The sequence below is a fragment of the Enterococcus dongliensis genome, from assembly GCF_031927985.1.
GTDB classification, from domain to species: Bacteria; Bacillota; Bacilli; order Lactobacillales; family Enterococcaceae; genus Enterococcus_A; species Enterococcus_A dongliensis.
Genome location: NZ_JARPZC010000009.1, coordinates 12,855 through 32,106, shown reverse-complemented (window position 1 = coordinate 32,106; position 19,252 = coordinate 12,855). Strand labels below are relative to the sequence as shown.

Annotated in this window: 16 protein-coding genes and 1 tRNA gene; 14 read left to right on the top strand and 3 right to left on the bottom strand. The window is 39.6% G+C overall.

Features of this window, described 5'->3' with window-relative positions; all coding sequences use genetic code 11:
• Positions 1-104 precede the first annotated feature (104 nt).
• A complete protein-coding gene (gltB, locus tag P7D84_RS07855; RefSeq protein ID WP_311805893.1) occupies positions 105-4,601 on the top strand; it encodes a glutamate synthase large subunit in 4,497 nt (1,498 codons plus the stop codon).
• A gap of 1 nt (position 4,602) precedes the next feature.
• Complete coding sequence (locus tag P7D84_RS07850) at positions 4,603-6,039, top strand: glutamate synthase subunit beta (protein WP_311805892.1); 1,437 nt, start codon at positions 4,603-4,605, stop codon at positions 6,037-6,039.
• Positions 6,040-6,258: 219 nt separating this feature from the next.
• Here P7D84_RS07850 and P7D84_RS07845 read toward each other — a convergent pair whose 3' ends face one another.
• Positions 6,259-6,615: a DUF4828 domain-containing protein gene (locus tag P7D84_RS07845; protein WP_311805891.1), complete on the bottom strand. Its 357-nt coding sequence runs from the start codon at positions 6,613-6,615 to the stop codon at positions 6,259-6,261.
• 202 nt (positions 6,616-6,817) lie between these two features.
• Here P7D84_RS07845 and sfsA point away from each other — a divergent pair, with 202 nt between their 5' ends.
• From sfsA to P7D84_RS07825, 4 genes are all read left to right on the top strand, one after another.
• Complete coding sequence (sfsA, locus tag P7D84_RS07840; RefSeq protein WP_311805890.1) at positions 6,818-7,549, top strand: DNA/RNA nuclease SfsA; 732 nt, start codon at positions 6,818-6,820, stop codon at positions 7,547-7,549.
• A gap of 14 nt (positions 7,550-7,563) precedes the next feature.
• Positions 7,564-8,565 (top strand): Gfo/Idh/MocA family protein, encoded by a 1,002-nt coding sequence (locus P7D84_RS07835; RefSeq protein ID WP_311800218.1) that lies wholly within the window; start codon positions 7,564-7,566, stop codon positions 8,563-8,565.
• Between the two features lie 8 nt (positions 8,566-8,573).
• Positions 8,574-9,758: a DEAD/DEAH box helicase gene (locus tag P7D84_RS07830; RefSeq protein WP_311805888.1), complete on the top strand. Its 1,185-nt coding sequence runs from the start codon at positions 8,574-8,576 to the stop codon at positions 9,756-9,758.
• A 102-nt stretch (positions 9,759-9,860) separates the two neighbouring features.
• Positions 9,861-9,934 (top strand) — tRNA-Arg (locus tag P7D84_RS07825).
• Positions 9,935-9,973: 39 nt separating this feature from the next.
• Here P7D84_RS07825 and P7D84_RS07820 read toward each other — a convergent pair.
• Positions 9,974-11,212 carry an aminopeptidase gene (locus P7D84_RS07820; protein WP_311805887.1) on the bottom strand — a complete coding sequence of 413 codons (1,239 nt, stop codon included), beginning with the start codon at positions 11,210-11,212 and terminating at the stop codon, positions 9,974-9,976.
• Positions 11,213-11,326: 114 nt separating this feature from the next.
• On the bottom strand, positions 11,327-11,770 hold the full coding sequence (locus tag P7D84_RS07815) for a flavodoxin (protein ID WP_311803253.1): 444 nt from the start codon (positions 11,768-11,770) through the stop codon (positions 11,327-11,329).
• Between the two features lie 288 nt (positions 11,771-12,058).
• Between P7D84_RS07815 and map the strand changes: the two genes are divergently transcribed.
• The 8 genes from map (at position 12,059) to rfbB (ending at position 19,222) form a co-directional block, all read left to right on the top strand.
• Positions 12,059-12,823, top strand: a complete 765-nt coding sequence (gene map / locus P7D84_RS07810) for a type I methionyl aminopeptidase (RefSeq protein ID WP_311800214.1) — start codon at positions 12,059-12,061, stop codon at positions 12,821-12,823.
• A gap of 15 nt (positions 12,824-12,838) precedes the next feature.
• Complete coding sequence (locus P7D84_RS07805) at positions 12,839-13,756, top strand: YihY/virulence factor BrkB family protein (RefSeq protein WP_311800213.1); 918 nt, start codon at positions 12,839-12,841, stop codon at positions 13,754-13,756.
• A gap of 87 nt (positions 13,757-13,843) precedes the next feature.
• Positions 13,844-14,962 carry an MraY family glycosyltransferase gene (locus P7D84_RS07800; protein ID WP_311800212.1) on the top strand — a complete coding sequence of 373 codons (1,119 nt, stop codon included), beginning with the start codon at positions 13,844-13,846 and terminating at the stop codon, positions 14,960-14,962.
• A 15-nt stretch (positions 14,963-14,977) separates the two neighbouring features.
• Positions 14,978-15,772 carry a glycosyltransferase family protein gene (locus P7D84_RS07795; RefSeq protein WP_311800261.1) on the top strand — a complete coding sequence of 265 codons (795 nt, stop codon included), beginning with the start codon at positions 14,978-14,980 and terminating at the stop codon, positions 15,770-15,772.
• A 15-nt stretch (positions 15,773-15,787) separates the two neighbouring features.
• Positions 15,788-16,525: a glycosyltransferase family 2 protein gene (locus P7D84_RS07790; RefSeq protein ID WP_311805886.1), complete on the top strand. Its 738-nt coding sequence runs from the start codon at positions 15,788-15,790 to the stop codon at positions 16,523-16,525.
• Between the two features lie 202 nt (positions 16,526-16,727).
• A complete protein-coding gene (gene rfbA / locus P7D84_RS07785) occupies positions 16,728-17,597 on the top strand; it encodes a glucose-1-phosphate thymidylyltransferase RfbA (protein WP_311800210.1) in 870 nt (289 codons plus the stop codon).
• A 2-nt stretch (positions 17,598-17,599) separates the two neighbouring features.
• Positions 17,600-18,181 (top strand): dTDP-4-dehydrorhamnose 3,5-epimerase, encoded by a 582-nt coding sequence (gene rfbC, locus P7D84_RS07780; protein ID WP_311805884.1) that lies wholly within the window; start codon positions 17,600-17,602, stop codon positions 18,179-18,181.
• A 12-nt stretch (positions 18,182-18,193) separates the two neighbouring features.
• Positions 18,194-19,222, top strand: a complete 1,029-nt coding sequence (rfbB, locus tag P7D84_RS07775; protein ID WP_311800208.1) for a dTDP-glucose 4,6-dehydratase — start codon at positions 18,194-18,196, stop codon at positions 19,220-19,222.
• Positions 19,223-19,252 lie beyond the last annotated feature (30 nt).

The window sequence follows — 19,252 nt, the reverse complement described above, 5'->3', positions numbered from 1 at the left end:
AGTAATTAAAAAAAAGTTCTAAGAACGCTTGCCTATCTTTTTAAAAAAAGGTAGTATATTAAAAATAAATGAGAATTGTCAAACTATTTAAAGGATGGATGTCAATGACAGAAGCAGAAGAACATGTATCAGCAGTTTCGACTATGTATGAGCCTTCGTTTGAGAAAGATGCATGTGGTATGGGATTTATTGCTCAGATGCAAGGCAAAGCTTCTCATCAATTGGTGAAGCACGCATTGACGATGCTGGAACGAATGAATCACCGTGGAGGTACTGGGGCAGAACCAGAAACAGGAGATGGTGCAGGGATTTTAGCGACACTTCCAGACGATTTCTTTCGAAAAGAAGCGAGCACCGCAGGGATATCATTGCCTGAACGGGGACAATATGCGGTAGGGATGTTTTTTTTACCAGCTGAAAAAAGACAAAAAGCAGGGTTGCAACAGGCTTTGGCAAAAGAAATCACAGAAGCAGGATACCAAGTTTTTTGGCAGCGAGATGTTCCATTTCAATATGAGAACTGTGGACCCGGCGCACAAAAAGTTATGCCTAGTTTTGTTCAGTTTTTCATAAAACGACCAGTAGAAGTTGAACAGGATCGTGATTTTGAGGATCGTTTGTATCGATTGCGACGTAAACTAGAGAAAATTTATCATCTAGGTGAGCTGACTATTTGTAGTTTGTCTAGTAAGACCATTGTCTACAAAGGAATGCTTCATGCCTACCAAGTCGGGATTTTTTATGATGATTTACAAGATGAAGCATTTGCTGCAAGTATTGCCGTAGTACATTCCCGTTTTTCTACCAATACGTTTCCTAGTTGGGATCGAGCACAGCCATTTCGCTTTTTAGCTCATAATGGCGAGATCAATACTTTACGGGGTTCGGAAAATTGGATGAAAAGCCATGGTATCGAAGTATACAACGAGGAGGATTCAGATTCTGCCAAGTTAGAAAATTGTATGGAGTATTTGTATCGTAATGGCCGTGATATTCCTCAAGCATTGATGATGATGGTCCCAGAAGCTTGGTCAGAAGAATCTGGCTTAGGCGAAGAGCTGGCGGCTTTTCAAGAATACAATGCCAGTTTTATGGCACCATGGGATGGTCCGGCAGCATTGTGTTTTACAGATGGTGAAATGGTTGGAGCGACATTGGATCGTAATGGCTTGAGACCTTCTCGCTACTCCATTACTAAAGATGGTTTTGTTCAAGTTGCCTCAGAATCAGGGGTTGTTGATTTTGCTCCAGCAAATGTTATTGAAAAAGGTGTCTTAGGACCAGCAAATATGATTTTAGTGGATACTATTCACGGAAAATTTTACCGCAATCAGGAAATCAAAGAAAAATATGCCAATGCGCATCCTTATAAAACATGGCTGAGTGAAAATCGAATCGAATTATCACAATTGGCAGAAGCTGAGTCTTACGAGACCTCCATGACTAAAAAAGAGTTGCAAAGAATGTGGAAACTAAATGGGTATAGCGATGAGATTATTCGCGGGGCGCTATTACCAATGGCAGAAAAAGGGGAGGAACCTGTTCTTTCAATGGGTTACGATGCACCGTTAGCTGTACTAAGTCATCAGCCTCAATCATTATTTACTTATTTTAAACAACAGTTTGCTCAAGTGACCAATCCGCCGATTGATGCAATCCGTGAACAATTAGTAATTGGTACGGAGATGTTCTTGGGTCGTGATGGTGATATTCGTGTAGAGACTCCGCAGAATTGTCAGAAATTAAAGATTGACAGTCCGGTACTCAGCAGTTCAAATTTTCAAAAACTTCTTGGATTGAATACAAAGGGACAAAAAACGGTAACAATCTCAACGCTATATTCATTGGGACAACACAATTCTTTAGAATTAGGCTTGGAGCAAATGTTTAAAGCTGCTGAAACCGCCATTGATAATGGAGGGACGATTTTAGTTTTAAGTGACCGTGGTTCAGAACAAGCAAAAATGGCGATACCAATCTTGTTAGCTGTATCAGGATTGCATAATTATCTAGTGAGAAAAGGAAAAGCTGCCTGTGCGAGTTTAGTAGTTGATTCTGCAGAGATTTGTGAAGTCCATCACTTCGCTACATTGATTGGTTATGGGGCTAGCGGAATTCACCCATACGGTGCCTATGCCACATTAAGTGACTTTACTATTGAAAATGGATTGGAAAATTACCGTAAAGCTGCTGAAAAAGGAATCGTGAAAGTGATGTCACGAATGGGGATTTCCACCATCACAGGGTATCAAGGAGCACAATTGTTTGAAGCGGTAGGAATCAGCCAATCGGTTATTAAAAACTATTTCACTGGAACTGTCAGCCGAATTAGCGGATTAACTTTACGACAAATTGAAGAAGAATATTTACAGCGTCATCAACTAGCTTACGGTCCGAGACAAAATGATTCACTGGCTTCTGGTGGAAGTTTTCAGTATAGAGCAGAGGGAGAACATCATTTGTTTAATCCCAAGACAATCTACAGTTTCCAACAAGCAGTTCGTGCGGGCGATTACCAGCTGTTCAAACAATATGTTACTGAGATGAATCAGGAAGCATTAGATGAGCCGACCAATTTACGTGCATTGTGGACATTTAAAACAAATCGTCCGGCAGTGAGACTGTCGGAAGTAGAGCCAGTCAGTAAAATCGTGAAACGCTTTAAAGTCGGAGCAATGTCTTACGGATCATTAAGCGAAGAGGCACATCAATGTATCGCTGAGGCCATGAACGCAATCGGAGCAAAATCTAACAGCGGTGAAGGCGGAGAAAATCGCAAACGCTTCAAGCCGCAAGCAGATGGAAAAAATTTCAATAGTAAGATTAAACAAGTCGCCTCCGGACGTTTTGGTGTCAATGCCGAGTATTTAATGAGCGCGGAAGAATTACAGATCAAAATGGCCCAAGGAGCAAAACCAGGTGAAGGCGGTCAATTACCTGGAAATAAAGTCTTTCCTTGGGTGGCAGAAATTCGCGGTTCGACACCAGGTGTCCGTTTAATTTCACCACCGCCGCATCATGATATTTATTCGATCGAAGATTTGGCCCAATTGATCCATGACCTAAAAACCATCAATCCTTATGCAAAGATCAATGTTAAATTAGTTTCAAGTACAGGTGTAGGTACAATTGCAACAGGTGTGGTTAAAGCAGGTGCAGATGTCGTAGTGATTTCAGGTTATGATGGCGGAACGGGAGCTTCACCGCGAAATTCACTTCGAGATGCGGGCTTGCCATGGGAAATGGGCGTTGCTGAAGCACATCAGACATTGGCGATGAATAATTTACGTCAGCGGATGACTCTAGAAACCGATGGGAAGTTGATGACTGGTCGCGATGTAGCGATGGCGATTTTGTTAGGGGCTGAAGAATATAGTTTTGCTTCATTAGCATTAGTTGCGATAGGCTGTGTCATGATGCGGGTGTGCAGCTTGAATACATGTCCTGTAGGAATTGCTACGCAAAATCCAGCGTTACGAAAGTTCTTTGTAGGAAAACCTGAACATCTGATTAATATGATGTATTTTATCGCCGAAGATCTACGAGAAATCATGGCTGAATTAGGTTTTAGAAGTATTGATGAGATGGTCGGACACACAGAAGTATTGGAACCGCGCTTTCTTGCTAAAGGAAAAGCAAAATCATTGGACTTTTCACGGATTCTTTCAACAAGTGTAGGGATTCAGCGTAAAACAGAAGATCCATTTAAAGAAAAACGCGAATGGTCTGAGCTGGATCAATTTGCTGAAGCGGCCATCAAAAATGGCGAACAATTAGAAATGAATTGCACCATCAACAATGTTGATCGAACAGTTGGTGCACGAATGGGCGGTTGGATTGCAGAACGATTTGGAAATTATAAACTAATTCCAGGACAGATTAAATATACTTATACTGGAATCGCCGGCCAAAGTTTTGGTTCATTTATTACTCAAGGAATGGAACTAAAATTGATTGGTGAAGGCAATGACTATGTAGCCAAAGGTTTAAGCGGTGGTCGAATAATCGTCGTACCGCCAAAAGATGCGGCTTACGATATAGAAAATTCCCCGATTGTTGGTAATGTTGTGTGTTTTGGTGCAAACCGTGGTGAAGGGTATTTTCGCGGAAAAGCTGGTGAACGTTTCTGTGTCAGAAACAGCGGTGCAACAGTTGTTGTTGAAGGTGTTGGTGATCATGGTTGTGAATATATGACCGGCGGTACTGCAGTTATTTTAGGACCGACTGGCCGAAATTTTGCTGCAGGAATGTCTGGCGGGGTTGCTTATGTTTACGATCCGACAGATACTTTTTCTAAAAAGTGCAACATGGAGATGGTTGAACTTTTCAAATTGGGTGAAACTGGCGATGACATGATCTTAAAAGAAATGATTGAGAATCATCTGGCATATACAGATTCATTGAAGGCGGCTGAATTATTGGATGACTGGGAGAATGCTCAGAAACACTTTGTTAAAGTTTATCCAAAAGAATATCATGAAATGGTTCGCATGACTGAACAATTAGCGAAAACTGGCTTAACTGGGGAAGAGCTGATTGAAAAAGCCTTCATCGAAGTAATCGGTGAGCAAACAGCACCGATTGGAAAGGAGCGTGGCTAAGATGGCAGATCCATTTGGTTTTTTAAAATACCAACGTAAAGATAATCCATATCGTCCAATCACAGAACGGATTAATGATTGGGAAGAACTACAAATACCACTTAGCGCAGAAGAAAGACAAGAACAAGCCGCACGTTGTATGAATTGCGGGATTCCTTTTTGTCATACGGGTGTTTTCTATGGAGGGAAACGGGCGGTCTCAGGTTGTCCCAATGATAATCTGATTCCTGAATGGAACGATCTCGTTTTTCGTGGGGATTTCAAAAATGCATTTGAACGGTTGGTCAAAACAAATCCGTTGCCAGAGATGACTGGGCGGGTCTGCCCTGCTCCTTGCGAAAAAGCTTGTACTGAAGGATTGAACGGAACGGGTGTGACAATTCATGATAATGAACGATTTATCATCGACCATGCGTTTGAAAATGATTGGGTCAAAGCAGATGGTCTGCCAGCTGAGCGAACGGGCTTCAAAGTAGCAATTATTGGTTCAGGTCCAGCGGGACTTTCTGCCGCCTGGCGACTAAATCAATTGGGTCATCAAGTAACTATCTATGAACGCAGCGATCAGGCCGGTGGTTTACTCATGTATGGGATTCCTAATATGAAATTAGACAAAGAAGTCGTTCAACGCCGAATCGATGTGATGAAGGAAGTTGGGATTGAATTTGTTTTGAACACAGAAGTTGGGGTAGATATTTCGGCTGCTGAGTTACAAAGAAACTATGAACGTATAATAATCGCTAGTGGTGCCAGTGTTCCACGAGACTTGAAAATCATAGGTCGTGAATTAGACGGGATTAAATTTGCAGTGGATTACTTGACTGAATGTACAAAAGATGTGTTACAGCATGGAAAGCAAGCGGCTGCTCAAAAATTATCAGGTAAGCATGTAGTCGTGATTGGCGGTGGCGATACGGGGAATGACTGTATCGGATCTGCGCTTCGACAAGGTGCAGCTTCTGTCAAACAATTAGAAATCACCCCACAACTGCCTAAAATTCGTGCAACCGACAACCCGTGGCCAGAATATTCGATGATTGATCGAGAAGGCTATGGTCAAGCAGAGGGAAAGACAAAAAACACTGAATTGACAGACTACAGTACTGCGACGACAGCATTTATCGGAGCGGAGCGAGGCCAAGTGATTGCAATTGAAACAAATCAAGTGGATCATCAATTCCAGCCGATTGATGGGACGAAAAAAACAGTGAAAGCTGATTTGGTTTTGTTAGCGATGGGTTTTGTCGGAGCTGAAAAAAGTCTATTGAATGACTTTGGTATACAAGAAATCTATCAAGATTACACTACAAATAATGAAAAGGTTTATGTGGCAGGAGATGCTAGACGTGGTCCAAGTCTAGTGATCTGGGGGATTCGTGAAGGTCGCAAAGCTGCTGAAAACGTGGATCAAGTATTACGTGCATTGATTCATCAATAAATTAATCCAAAAGATTACTAATTATGATATAAATGAAAACTAGACAAATTATCCGAACGATAGAAGACGGAAAGCAACTGCTCATCATGCAGTTGCGACGAGGCTTGCTAAAGCATAGAAGCAAGCCATCCGCTATCGTTCGGATAGTTTTTTTGAACTAAAATGTTCGCAAACAGCGATTTTGCTGGATTTGTGAAGTATTGATTAATGATTCCTCATTTATTGTTTGAGTGGAAGAATTGGAAACGAAACGTCTTCTAACTCATCATAAAGAGTTACTGGTGTACCGTTTTTTGTTTTAATCAATAAATGGTAGCCATATTGATCTTGAATTGCCAATTTTTGGTCGCTCAATTCAATCAAATGATAGATGATGGCAGTGCCATCTAAAATAATCGAAAGATCTGGATAGATTGTAATAGTGTGAGTTTTATGACTTTTAGGATGACTGAATGTCCAAGAACCGACATAAATAGTATTTAGATCTTTTGCTTCACGTTTTTGAACAAATCTCTTACTCACTGCCGCCACACCAAGGGAGGTTGCACTGAGTAAAACAGGCCATTTCAATCTCATCAAAAAAACTCCTTTCACACTTTTAGACTAAGCAAAATGTTCATTGCTATCAGCACTCATTACAATAAATGTTCTTAAAAAAATTAGGTAGAACAGAACCAATAGCCTTTTTACCTTACTTTGTTATACTATATAATAAAGTAAGGATTCTTTCCATCCGACTTAAGGACTATTTAACTTTTTAAAAGGACGCTGATAGAAAATGAACTATTCTGCCATTCAGCTAGCTGTTTTTATTGAAAGAAGAAATCGGTTTGTGGCTTCTTGTTGTTTGATAGAAACGGGTGAGGTGATCGTCACTCATGTAAAAAATACAGGACGCAGCAAAGAATTATTAGTAGCAAATGCTTTAGTGGCAGTGAGTCATCAACCGTCACTCAAACGGAAAACGGCTTACGATTTGATTGCAGTCAAAAAAGGAGAAAGTTGGATCAATATCGATTCACAGATTCCTAACGCATTAGCAGCAGAAGGAATCTTAGCAGGGCAGATTCAATTACCAAAATTAAAAGGGCAGATCACCTATTTAAAACGAGAATTTACCTTTGAACATTCAAAATTCGATATTTATTTCGAGACAGATCAGCAAGAAAAAGGATTTGTTGAAATCAAAGGTATGACGTTGGAAAATCAAGGGATCGGGGCGTTTCCTGATGCGCCAACGCTAAGAGGATTGAAACATGTAGAAGAATTACGCTTGGCACAAAAAATAGGGTATCATTGTTATGTCTTATTTATCGTACAATTTTTACATATTCAAGTCGCAACGATTCATCGCAATATGCAGCCAGCACTTTATGATGCGATAAAAATGGCTGAGACAGACGGCGTACAAGTTTTGGCGTATAATTGTGAAGTAGACCAGAAGACTATTTCAATCAAAGGAGCAGTTCCTTTTGATTTGAAACAAAAATTTATTGATCCAAATCATTGAAAGGTGGAGAAGTCATGATTAATTTAGGTATCATCGGAACAAATTGGATTACTGATCAATTTGTTCAAGCGGCACATGAAACTGGAAATTATCAGTTAGTAGCCGTTTATTCTCGAAAGTTAGAAACAGCACAAACATTTGGTGAAAAATACGGCGATGTGGAATATGCGACCGATTTGGAGACATTTTTTGCCCTCGAACATTTGAATACCGTGTATATTGCTTCACCTAATAGTCTGCATTTTGAACAAGCCAAACAAGGAATCTTAGCTGGTAAGAACATCATCGTTGAAAAACCTGCCTTTTCAACACCAAAAGAAATGGCTGAGATTATCGAGTTAGCTAATCAGAAAAACGTCTTTTTCTTTGAAGCAGCTCGTAATATCCATGAGCGAGCTTTCAAAACAGTCGCAGATTTTCTGCCATTAAAAAACCAGATCATTGGGGCAGATTTTAGTTACATGAAATACTCTTCACGCTACGACAAAGTCTTAGCTGGCCAAGAACCCAATGTGTTCTCTCCTCACTTTTCAGGCGGAGCATTGGTCGATCTTGGTGTTTATCCGATTTATGCAGCGCTGGCGTGGTTTGGTCTGCCAAATGAAAGTATTTATTATGGCCAAAAGATCGCAACAGATGTGGATGGTATCGGTACAGGGATCTTGCGCTATGATCATTTTGACGTCACGATTCGAACAGGGAAAATCGGAGATAGTTTCCAACAATCAGAGATTTATTTGACAAATGGGACCTTAGTGATGAATGCGATTAATTCGATTGATGAAGCAGTATTTCATGATCGCAACCATCAGCGCAGAGAAAAATTATCTGTTCATCAATTGGAAAATCCTATGATAGAAGAAGCCGAAAACTTCGCGCAAGTGATCTTGAATCCAACTGACCACAAGTTGGGGACTGAGTATGAAGAATGGGTCGAATTATCTCGTAATGTGAACCAAGTGATTTATGATATGCGAAAAAGTGCGGGTATCGTTTTTGATGCTGACGAGGAATAGAGGAAACTATGAATAATCAGGATTTTGTTCCATTTTTACAAAAAAATTGGCAGGAAGCCGGGTTTCAAAAACCGGCACTGATCCAATCAAAAGTTTTTACAGCGATTACTGAAGGCAAAAATCTTGTTGGAATCGCTCCAACTGGCAGCGGTAAGACATTGGCTTATTTACTGCCGTTGTTTAACAAACTAATACCAGGAAATCCCAGTCAACTTTTAGTTTTGACGTCTTCGCAAGAATTAGCGATGCAAGTCGTTGAAGTGGCTCGTAAATGGCTCGCCGGCTCAGGCATGAAAGTTCAGCCATTGATCGGCGGGGCCAATGTCAAACGACAACAAGAGGCATTGAAGAAAAAACCAGAAGTATTGATTGGGACACCAGGTCGTGTTTTGGAATTAATTACAGCTAAAAAAATCAAAGCGCCGACTATCAAAACCATCGTTTTTGATGAAGTAGATCAATTAGTCCAAGGACAAAGTCTGCAGCTCATTCAACAAATAGTCAAAGCGACGGATAATAACACCCAACATTTATATTTTTCTGCAACAGCAGATGTTGTTTTAGCGGAATTGAATCAGTTTGAATCGGAATTGCTATTGGTCGATGTAACAGAAGAAGACGATAGTCAAGGAGACGTTCAGCATTTTTATTTAGAGGTCAGTGAGCGTAAAAAAGTCGAGCAATTACGGCGGTTATTGAATTTGCCATCGTTTTGGGGAATGGTGTTTTTCAATCAATTAAACGATATGGGAAGCGCTGAAGAAAAATTACTTTTCCACCACTTACCAGTTGCCAGTCTCGCATCGGATCAAGCAAAAATGTCTCGTAAAGCAGCCATTGAACAATTTAAAAAACATCAAGTCTTAGGTTTGTTGACGACCGATCTAGCAAGTCGCGGATTAGATATCGAAGCATTGCCATTTGTGGTGAATACAGATGTTCCGCTAAGTGAGGAAAGTTACCTCCATCGGGCCGGTCGCGTTGGCCGAATGGGGAATACTGGGGTTGTCATCACATTTGTCACACCGCAAGAAAAAGCAGATCTAACTAAGATTGCTAAGAAACTTGATTTAAATCTTGCACCAATCTATCTATTTGGTGGAGAATTATTGACACAAGCACCTATTAAAAAAAGTGAAAAGAAGAAAAATGAAAAAAAGAGTAAAAAAAGCAAAGGGAAAAGACGGAAATAAGTCTTTTCCTTTTTTTGCTAGTAGAATAGTTGAACAGTGAATGGATTAATTGTCTGCACATCTTGCTAAAAGAAGTTAAAATCGCTACAATGATAAAGTCCTGTTCTCGTAGCTCAGTAGGATAGAGCGATCGCCTCCTAAGCGATAGGTCGCTGGTTCGATTCCAGTCGGGAACATAAAAAACCACTTAGAAATTTTTCTAAGTGGTTTTTAGCTTAGGCCCAGTCACCATTTCTGAAAATAGGAACTCTTGAACCATCTTTACGGATACCGTCGATATTCATTTGAGCAGATCCTACCATAAAATCAACATGAGTCTGGCTGCTATTCAGGCCAGCATCGGCTAATTCTTTTTTCGTCATCTCAGTACCGCCTGCAACACTAAAAGGATATGCTGCACCAAGTGCTAAATGATTGGATGCATTTTCATCAAACAAGGTATTGAAGAAAGTAATGCCTGATTGAGAAATGGGAGAAGGGTCTGACACCAAGGCTACTTCACCTAAATGTTTGGCCCCTTCATCAATTGCCAATAATGATGCCAATACATCTGTTCCATTTTTGGCAGAAAATTCAACGACTTGCCCATTTTTAAAAGTAAATTTCATTTCATTTAATGTCGTTCCGGCATAGCTTAATGGTTTCGTACTAGTGATATAGCCGTCCACCCGGTTACGATCAGGTGCAGTGAATACTTCTTCTGTCGGCATATTGGCCATAAATTCGTTGCCATCGGCAGCAAAACTGCCAGCACCTTCCCAAACATGATTTTCTGGCAAACCAATAACGATATCGGTGCCAGGAGCAGTGTAGTGAAGTGCAGAAAATTGTTCTTTATTCAGACGTTCAGCTTGTTCTCGCATAGTTGCGTCATGTTTCTCCCAAGCTTTGACTGGGTCTTCTGTGTAGATACGAGTCGTTTTAAAAATTTCTTGCCACAATCGATCCACTTGTTCTTCGCTTGAAGCAAGTTCTGGAAATACTTTTTCCGCCCACGCTGGGCTAGCGGCTGCCACAACAGTCCAACGTAATTTATTTGATTGAGTGGCTTCCATGACTGCTTGCAAGGCTTTTCCTCGAGCTGCTTGGAAAGCGGCCACACGATTAGTATCTACACCTAATAAGGCATCTGGATTTTGTGAAACAATACTGATTCGCGTCACACGTTTTTGGGCAAAGTCATTTGCCTCATCAATTTTATAGGCGGGAACTTCAGTGATTCGCTCCTCTGCAGCATGACTTAAAAATTCGCGTTGGATGGTGTCGTCGTTCCATTGTACGAGAACTTCGGCCGCGCCTAATCGGTAGGCTTCTTTAGTGACAAGGCGAGCCAATGTCGCTTGTTCCACACTAGCATAAACGACAACAGTGTCTTTTTTTTGGATATTTACCCCAACTTTAGCAATTAGATGGGCATATTTTTGTAAGAGTTCTTCAAAATTTGGTAAAACCATTTTTATTCCTCCTTTTTCATCATTCTATCTTAGCATTTCTTAGATTTTCTCAAAAGAAGTGAGGCTCAACTGATAAAAAAAGATGCCCCGATTCGGTGCATCTGTTGTAACCGTCTATGAGGCTGCTTCGACGATTTTTTTTGCGAAAGCTTCTAAGTTTTCAATGTCTTCCTCTTCAGCTGCCATTTCTACTTTGACACTATCGGCACCTCGAGATGCTCCAGTTTTTAAAAAGGCCGCGTCAAAATCATCAACTGATTTACAATATTGATCATAAAAACTATCTCCTGAACCGCATACACCAAAAATTTTTCCGCTTAGATCCAGTTCTTGCAGATCTTCATAGAAATCCATGATCTCATCAGGTAAATCTCCTTCACCATAAGTATAAGTAGCAACGACACAAATGTCGGCATCTTCAAAATCTTCGGCATCTACTTGCGTACATTCATCGATTTCCACTTCAAGATCTAAATTCTCGAAAGCTTCAGCGACGATGTCGGCGATTTCTTCAGTATTTCCAGTCATACTGGCATAAACGATTTTTGCTAATGTCAAAAGAATTCCTCCTTAGCTTTAAGCTAAATTTATGGTCATTATATCAAAATAAAAATCAAAAGGAAAACACCGCTTTTTAACCATTTGTTCGCTTTATAGTGTTATGTTAAAATAAATAAGATGAAAAAGGATGTTTGCCCAATTTTTCAGACATCAATGATAAGCAAGTAAGCTGTGAAAAACTACTAATGTATATCATTCGATAGTCAAAAAGACAACCAGTTTGAACATCTGAGCCATTTTTCACCAGAAAAGTAGATAGATTAAAAGAAATTAGGAGACGAGAACATGATTACTTTAAAATCACCCCGCGAAATTGAAATGATGAATGAATCAGGCGAATTATTGGCTGATGTCCATCGTCATTTACGAGATTTCATAAAGCCAGGAATTACTAGTATGGATATTGAAAAATTTGTTAGGAACTTTATTGAAAGTCATGGTGGGATAGCTGCTCAAATAGGTTTTGAAGGGTATGAGTATGCAACTTGCTGCAGTATCAATGACGAAATTTGTCATGGTTTTCCAAGAAAAAAACCGTTAAAAGATGGCGATTTGATCAAAGTAGACATGTGTGTCGAATATAAAGGTGCCATGTCAGATTCTTGTTGGTCTTATGCAGTCGGGGAAGTGTCACCAGAAATCAAACGATTGATGGAAGTGACGAAAAAAGCGATGTATCTAGGAATCGAACAAGCACAAGTCGGCAATCGGATCGGAGATATCGGTCATGCGATTCAAACTTATGCAGAAGGTGAAGGATTTTCTGTTGTTCGGGATTTTGTCGGACATGGCATTGGACCAACGATTCATGAAGAACCAGCGATTCCGCATTATGGTGTTGCCGGCAAAGGATTACGCTTAAAAGAAGGTATGGTCATTACGATTGAACCAATGATCAATACAGGTGAGTGGCAAATGAAGATGGATCCAAATGGTTGGACCGCTTATACGCGTGATGGCGGCTGGTGCGCGCAATATGAACACACCTTAGCAATCACAAAAGAAGGACCAAAAATTTTAACTTCACAAGGTGAAGAAGGAACTTACTAAGATGACGAGGACTTTATGGGACCAATAGATAAAATTAAAAAGAATAAGAAACTAATGGATTTTATCCAATCGATCCGCAAACATTTAACAGAAACAGAAATAGGCGACCGCTCAGTGGTAGTTGCCTATTATTTGTTGCTGTCTTTTTTTCCGCTGCTGATTATCGTAGGAAATTTGCTGCCATACTTTAATATTACACCGGAAATCGTCTTACCTTATTTAAGCGAAGCGATTCCACCGAATGTTTTCAGTTTTTTAAAGCCAGCAATCGTCGGCTTGTTAGAAGATACTTCAGGCGGGATGTTGTCCATATCTGTATTAGCTGCCTTGTGGTCTTCTAGTCGTGGGATTAATGCCTTGCAAACAGCGTTGAACCGGGCGTATGGAGTGGAAAAACGTGGGAACTTTGTGATTAGTCGAATCGTGTCAGTTGGGATCGTGGGGATCTTTATGATGGCGATTGTAGCTGTCGCCTTGTTTTTCAGTGCAGGTCAAGTGATTTTAGATGCTTTGCAGCAATTATTACACTTTTCACCTGATATTATTGATACATTTTTAACCTTGCGTTGGCCAGTAACATTGATTGGGTTATTAGTGATTCTAGGCGGATTATATATCGTGATTCCTAATGCACGCGTACGACCAAAATATGCATTGCCTGGAACGATTTTTGCAACAGTTGGCTGGATCGTCTTAGCTCAAGGGTTTAGTCTGTATGCTCAAACTTTTGCACAACGTGTTTCTGGGTATCAAATCATCGGAAGTTTTATCGTTTTGATGTTTTGGCTGAATTTTTCCGCGACAATCATTATTTTAGGCGGTATATTGAATGTGACAATCGAAGAATATCTCACAGGTCAAGAGGTCAAAGAGGGATCCAATCGTGTGAATAAGTGGTTCAATAAATTAAAAGAGCGATTTACGAAGAAATAATCTCAAGTTTTGTTGTAAGATGTGAAGAGGACCTTGTAAAGAACGTTGGATCTTATATAATAATTTTAGAAAAGGGCAGGTGGCAACATGTTAGTATCTTTCGGACTAATTATCAGGTATTTTTTAACATTCTTGATTGCATTGATTTTGACTCCGATTTTTAAAATAATTTCTGTCCAAACAGGATTAGTCGATAATCCCAATGCACGCCGAATGAATCAAGTACCGATGCCTAGTGCAGGTGGTTTGCCGATCTTTATTACTTTTGCTATCTCTTCATTAGTCCTATTTCGTGAAGTGATTCCTTTTGACTATATTAGTAAGATTTTATTGGGTGGCTTGATCATCGTGATCACCGGATTACTTGATGATAAGTATGAACTTACTCCTAGACAAAAAAGTTTTGGGATTTTATTAGCCGCACTTGTCGTTTATTATTTCGCAGGGATTCGTTTTAATTTCTTTACAGCGCCGTTACTTGGTCGGATTAATCTTGAGTGGTTGAGTTTACCAGCAACACTGTTTTGGATTTATGGAATCACCAATGCATTGAATTTGATCGATGGATTGGATGGATTAGCTTCTGGAGTATCGATTATCGGATTAACGACAATCGGTGTTATCGGGTATTTCTTTTTGCATTCATCGACAGTCTATATCTCATTAGCAATCTTTTGCCTAGTCGCAAGTATTATGGGATTTTTCCCTTATAATTTTCATCCCGCTAAAATCTATTTAGGGGATACCGGAGCTTTATTTTTAGGCTTCATGATTGCGGTGCTGTCATTGCAAGGATTGAAGAATGTTACGTTCATCTCTTTAATCACTCCGCTGATTATTTTAGGTGTACCAGTAACAGATACTTTTTTCGCAATGGTTCGTCGCAAAGCTAAAAAATTGCCTATTTCTGTAGCGGATAAACAACATTTGCATCATCGGTTGCTGAACTTAGGGTTCACCCATCGAGGAGCGGTTTTGACAATCTACGCCATTGCAGTGTTGTTCTCATTTACAGCGTTATTGTTAAATTATACGAGTCGCATAGGAACGATTGTTTTGATTGTCGCCATGCTTTTTGCGTTGACTTTTCTTTTAGAATTAATTGGTTTGATCAGTGAAAAATATAGTTTCATTACAAAAAGTTTTCGTTTCTTCGGAAACAAGGATTATCGTTTGCAAGTGCTGCATAAATATTTCAAGAAATGAGTGTTATCGTTCGTGATGAATAGCAAGGATATGAATGTGACTGTCAGCATCGTGACTCATAATAGTGATAAGATTTTTTTGAGTCTGGATGCATTGATCAACACATTAGGTGATGATCAGACGATTCAGATCAAAATTTTTGATAATGCTTCAGAACCGGCGTATCGCAAGCGGTTAAGCAAATATCTCACCTATTCATTTGTGACGATTGATTTTTATAAAGAGAACAAGGGATTTGGGTTTGGGCATAATAGCAATTTGTTGAATACTTCTGGCTATGGCATTATTTTCAATCCAGATATCATTCTTTCAGAGAATCAATTGAAAGAAATGGTCACACATTTAGCAAGTCGGCCGGAGTGTGCATTGTTAGCGCCCAAAATTTTAAATGAAGATGGAACGACACAATACTTGATCCGCAATCATTTAAATGTTTTTGATTATATCTTGCGCTTTGTTCCGTTTAAGTTTATCAAAAAAATGTTTGCTAACCGATTGGCTAAATTTGAATGTCGAGGATTACCAGATGATCAAGATAGTTATGTCCGAATGATCTCTGGCAGTTTTATGGTAGTAGACCTAGCTAAGTTCAATCAGATTGCAGGATTTGACGAACGGTACTTTATGTATTTTGAGGACAATGATCTTTGCCGCAAAGTGGAACAAGCAGAGTATAAAGTAATCTACAGTCCGCAATTTTCGGTGACACATCTATATGAACGCGGCGCAGTCAAAAATCGGAAATTATTTTTTATTTTCTTACAGTCGATGGGAAAATATTTCCACAAGTGGGGCTGGCAATTTTTTTGATGATGGAGGTAGGAAATGAATAAGCAGTCCAAGACGAGGATTTCCGTTTGTATGGCGACATATAATGGCCGTCACTTTATTGAAGAACAATTGAACAGCATCCTCCCACAACTTTCAGAATATGACGAGCTGATTATTTCCGACGACCATTCAACCGATGGTACGTGGGAATTTTTATTAGATTTAAAAACAAAAGATCCACGGATTAAGCTTTTTCAAAACAAAAACCAGGGAGTAATCGCAAATTTTGCGAACGCAATCGAGCAAAGTACCCAGCCGATTATTTTTCTGAGTGATCAAGACGATGTTTGGCAGCCAGATAAAATAGAAAAAATCCTGCCTTATTTTGAAAATCCACAAACGCAAGTCGTAGTTTCTGATTTAGTTATTGTAGACAATGACTTTGCCATTTTAGAGCCGTCTTATCAAGCGATGCGTCACACTCAAGCCGGATTTTGGCATAATCTTGTTAAAAGCAGTTATATTGGTGCAGGAATGGCTTTTCGAGCAACGTTAAAAGATATTGTCTTACCGATTCCAGCGACTGTTCCAATGCATGATATGTGGATTGGATTGCTGGCAGATTATAATCGAGGAGTTGTGTTTATTCCTGATCGGTTGGTTTATTATCGCCGTCATGGACTAAATGCTTCAGAGATCAAGACGACAGCTTCGCGGGTTCAACAATTTAAATGGCGCTGGAATGCTTTGCAATTGGTTAGAAAAAGAATAAAGGAAGTTAAAAAAAAGTAATAAAACGATTTTTCTACCACTTAACATCAGGTATAATGTTATCGTATGTATTGAAAAAGATGTGTATTCATCTAATTTATAAGACAGCAAACGATTTTTGCTAAATGACGGTTACATTTAACTGATGCAATAAACTTAGTTTATCTGGCGAAATGCCATATTGATAAGAAGATTGAATCCATAAGGAATAGGAAGTGTAAGTATGAAAGGAATTATTTTAGCAGGAGGCAGCGGGACGCGTTTATATCCGTTGACTAAAGCGACTTCAAAACAATTAATGCCGGTTTATGACAAACCAATGATCTACTACCCAATGTCTACGTTAATGTTAGCTGGAATCAATGAAATCTTGATCATTTCGACGCCACAAGACACACCGCGTTTTGAAAATCTTTTTGGTGACGGTCGTGAATTAGGCATCCATATTGAATATGCAGTGCAAGAAAGTCCAGACGGCTTGGCACAAGCGTTCATTATCGGTGAAGAATTTATCGGCGATGATAGTGTCTGCCTAGTTTTAGGCGACAATATCTATTATGGTGATGGATTGTCTAAAATGTTGCAACGAGCAGCGAAGAAAACTGAAGGCGCAACTGTCTTTGGGTATCATGTGAATGATCCAGAACGTTTTGGCGTGGTAGAATTTGATGGCGGCATGCAGGCTGTTTCCATTGAAGAAAAACCAGAAAAACCAAAATCTCATTATGCAGTAACTGGTCTGTATTTCTATGACAATGAAGTGGTTGAGATCGCTAAAAACATCCAACCATCTGAACGTGGTGAATTAGAAATTACCGATGTGAATAAAGAATACTTAAAACGGAATAAATTATCTGTTGAAGTAATGAGTCGTGGTTTTGCTTGGTTAGATACAGGGACCCATGAATCATTATTAGAAGCATCGACGTTTATTTCAACGATTGAAAAACGTCAAAACTTAAAAGTCGCTTGTTTAGAAGAAATCTCTTATCGAATGGGCTATATTTCAAAAGAACAATTGATTGAATTGGCACAACCGTTGAAGAAAAACCAATATGGTCAATACTTATTACGTTTAGCAGAAGAGGAATAATTATGGGAAAAATCAAAGTAACTGAAACAAATCTAACCGATGTTAAAATTATCGAACCTGCAGTTTTTGGCGATCATCGCGGCTTTTTTACTGAAAGCTATTCAGTAGAAGACTTTAAAGCAGCTGGCATCGATTTTGACTTTATTCAAGACAATCATTCATTGTCGACTCAACCAGGAGTGTTGCGTGGTTTGCATTTTCAAAAAGGAAAGTCTGCACAAACTAAGTTGATTCGTGTGGTAACGGGTGCAGTTCTTGATGTGATCGTGGACATTCGTAAAGGAAGTCCGACTTATGGAAAATGGGAAGGGTATATCCTTTCTGAACACAATCATCGTCAATTATTAGTCCCTCGTGGTTTTGCCCACGGTTTTGTGACATTGACACCGAATGTCAATTTCATGTACAAATGTGATAATTATTATGATGCAAAAGCAGATGGAGGAATCTCGTTTGCTGATCCAGATTTAGCAATCGATTGGCCGATTGCTATTGAAAAGGCAATCACATCAGAAAAAGATGCAAAACAACCAACCTTGAAAGAATTTGAAGCTGAAAATCCTTTCGTTTATGGTGAAATCTAGGAGGGAAATTAGATGAAAAATATTATTGTAACTGGTGGCGCCGGGTTTATCGGCTCGAACTTTGTCCATTATGTCGTGAACAATCATCCTGAAGTCCATGTGACAGTCTTAGATAAACTGACTTACGCAGGCAATAAAGAAAACTTAGCAGGTCTGCCTGAAGACCGCGTAGAATTAGTAGTAGGTGACGTAGCTGACGCTGATCTAGTCGATCGTTTGGTCCAAAAAACAGACGCCGTTGTTCATTATGCGGCTGAATCACACAATGACAATTCCTTAAAAGATCCATTTCCATTTATTCAAACAAATATCATTGGAACGTATACCTTGCTGGAAGCTTGCCGCAAACACAATGTACGTTATCATCATGTTTCTACTGATGAAGTATACGGAGATCTACCATTAAGAGAAGATTTGCCTGGTCATGGCGAAGGAGAAGGGGAAAAGTTCACTTCTGAAACAGCCTACAATCCTTCAAGTCCCTACTCATCAAGTAAAGCAAGTTCAGATTTGTTAGTCAAAGCATGGGTCCGTTCATTTGGTCTGCAAGCAACGATTTCTAACTGTTCAAATAACTACGGACCTTATCAACATATCGAGAAATTTATTCCCCGTCAGATCACGAATATCTTAAAAGGGATTCGACCAAAATTATATGGTGATGGAAAAAATGTTCGTGACTGGATTCATACAAACGATCATTCTTCTGCTGTTTGGTTGATTTTGACTAAAGGAGAAATCGGCGAAACGTATCTAATCGGTGCTGATGGTGAAGAAGACAATAAAACAGTCATGGAAATTATTTTAGAAGAAATGAATCAACCAAAAGATGCCTACGAACATGTAAATGATCGCGCTGGTCATGACTTACGTTATGCGATTGACTCAACACGTTTACGAGAAGAATTAGGCTGGGCACCAGAATTTACTAATTTCCGTGCAGGGATACAAGATACGATTAAATGGTATACTGATCACGAAGATTGGTGGAGTGCCGAAAAAGAAGCGGTTGAAAGCAATTACGCGAAAAACGGCCAATAATACAAATCAAAATCGGCAGGTGTATCCTGC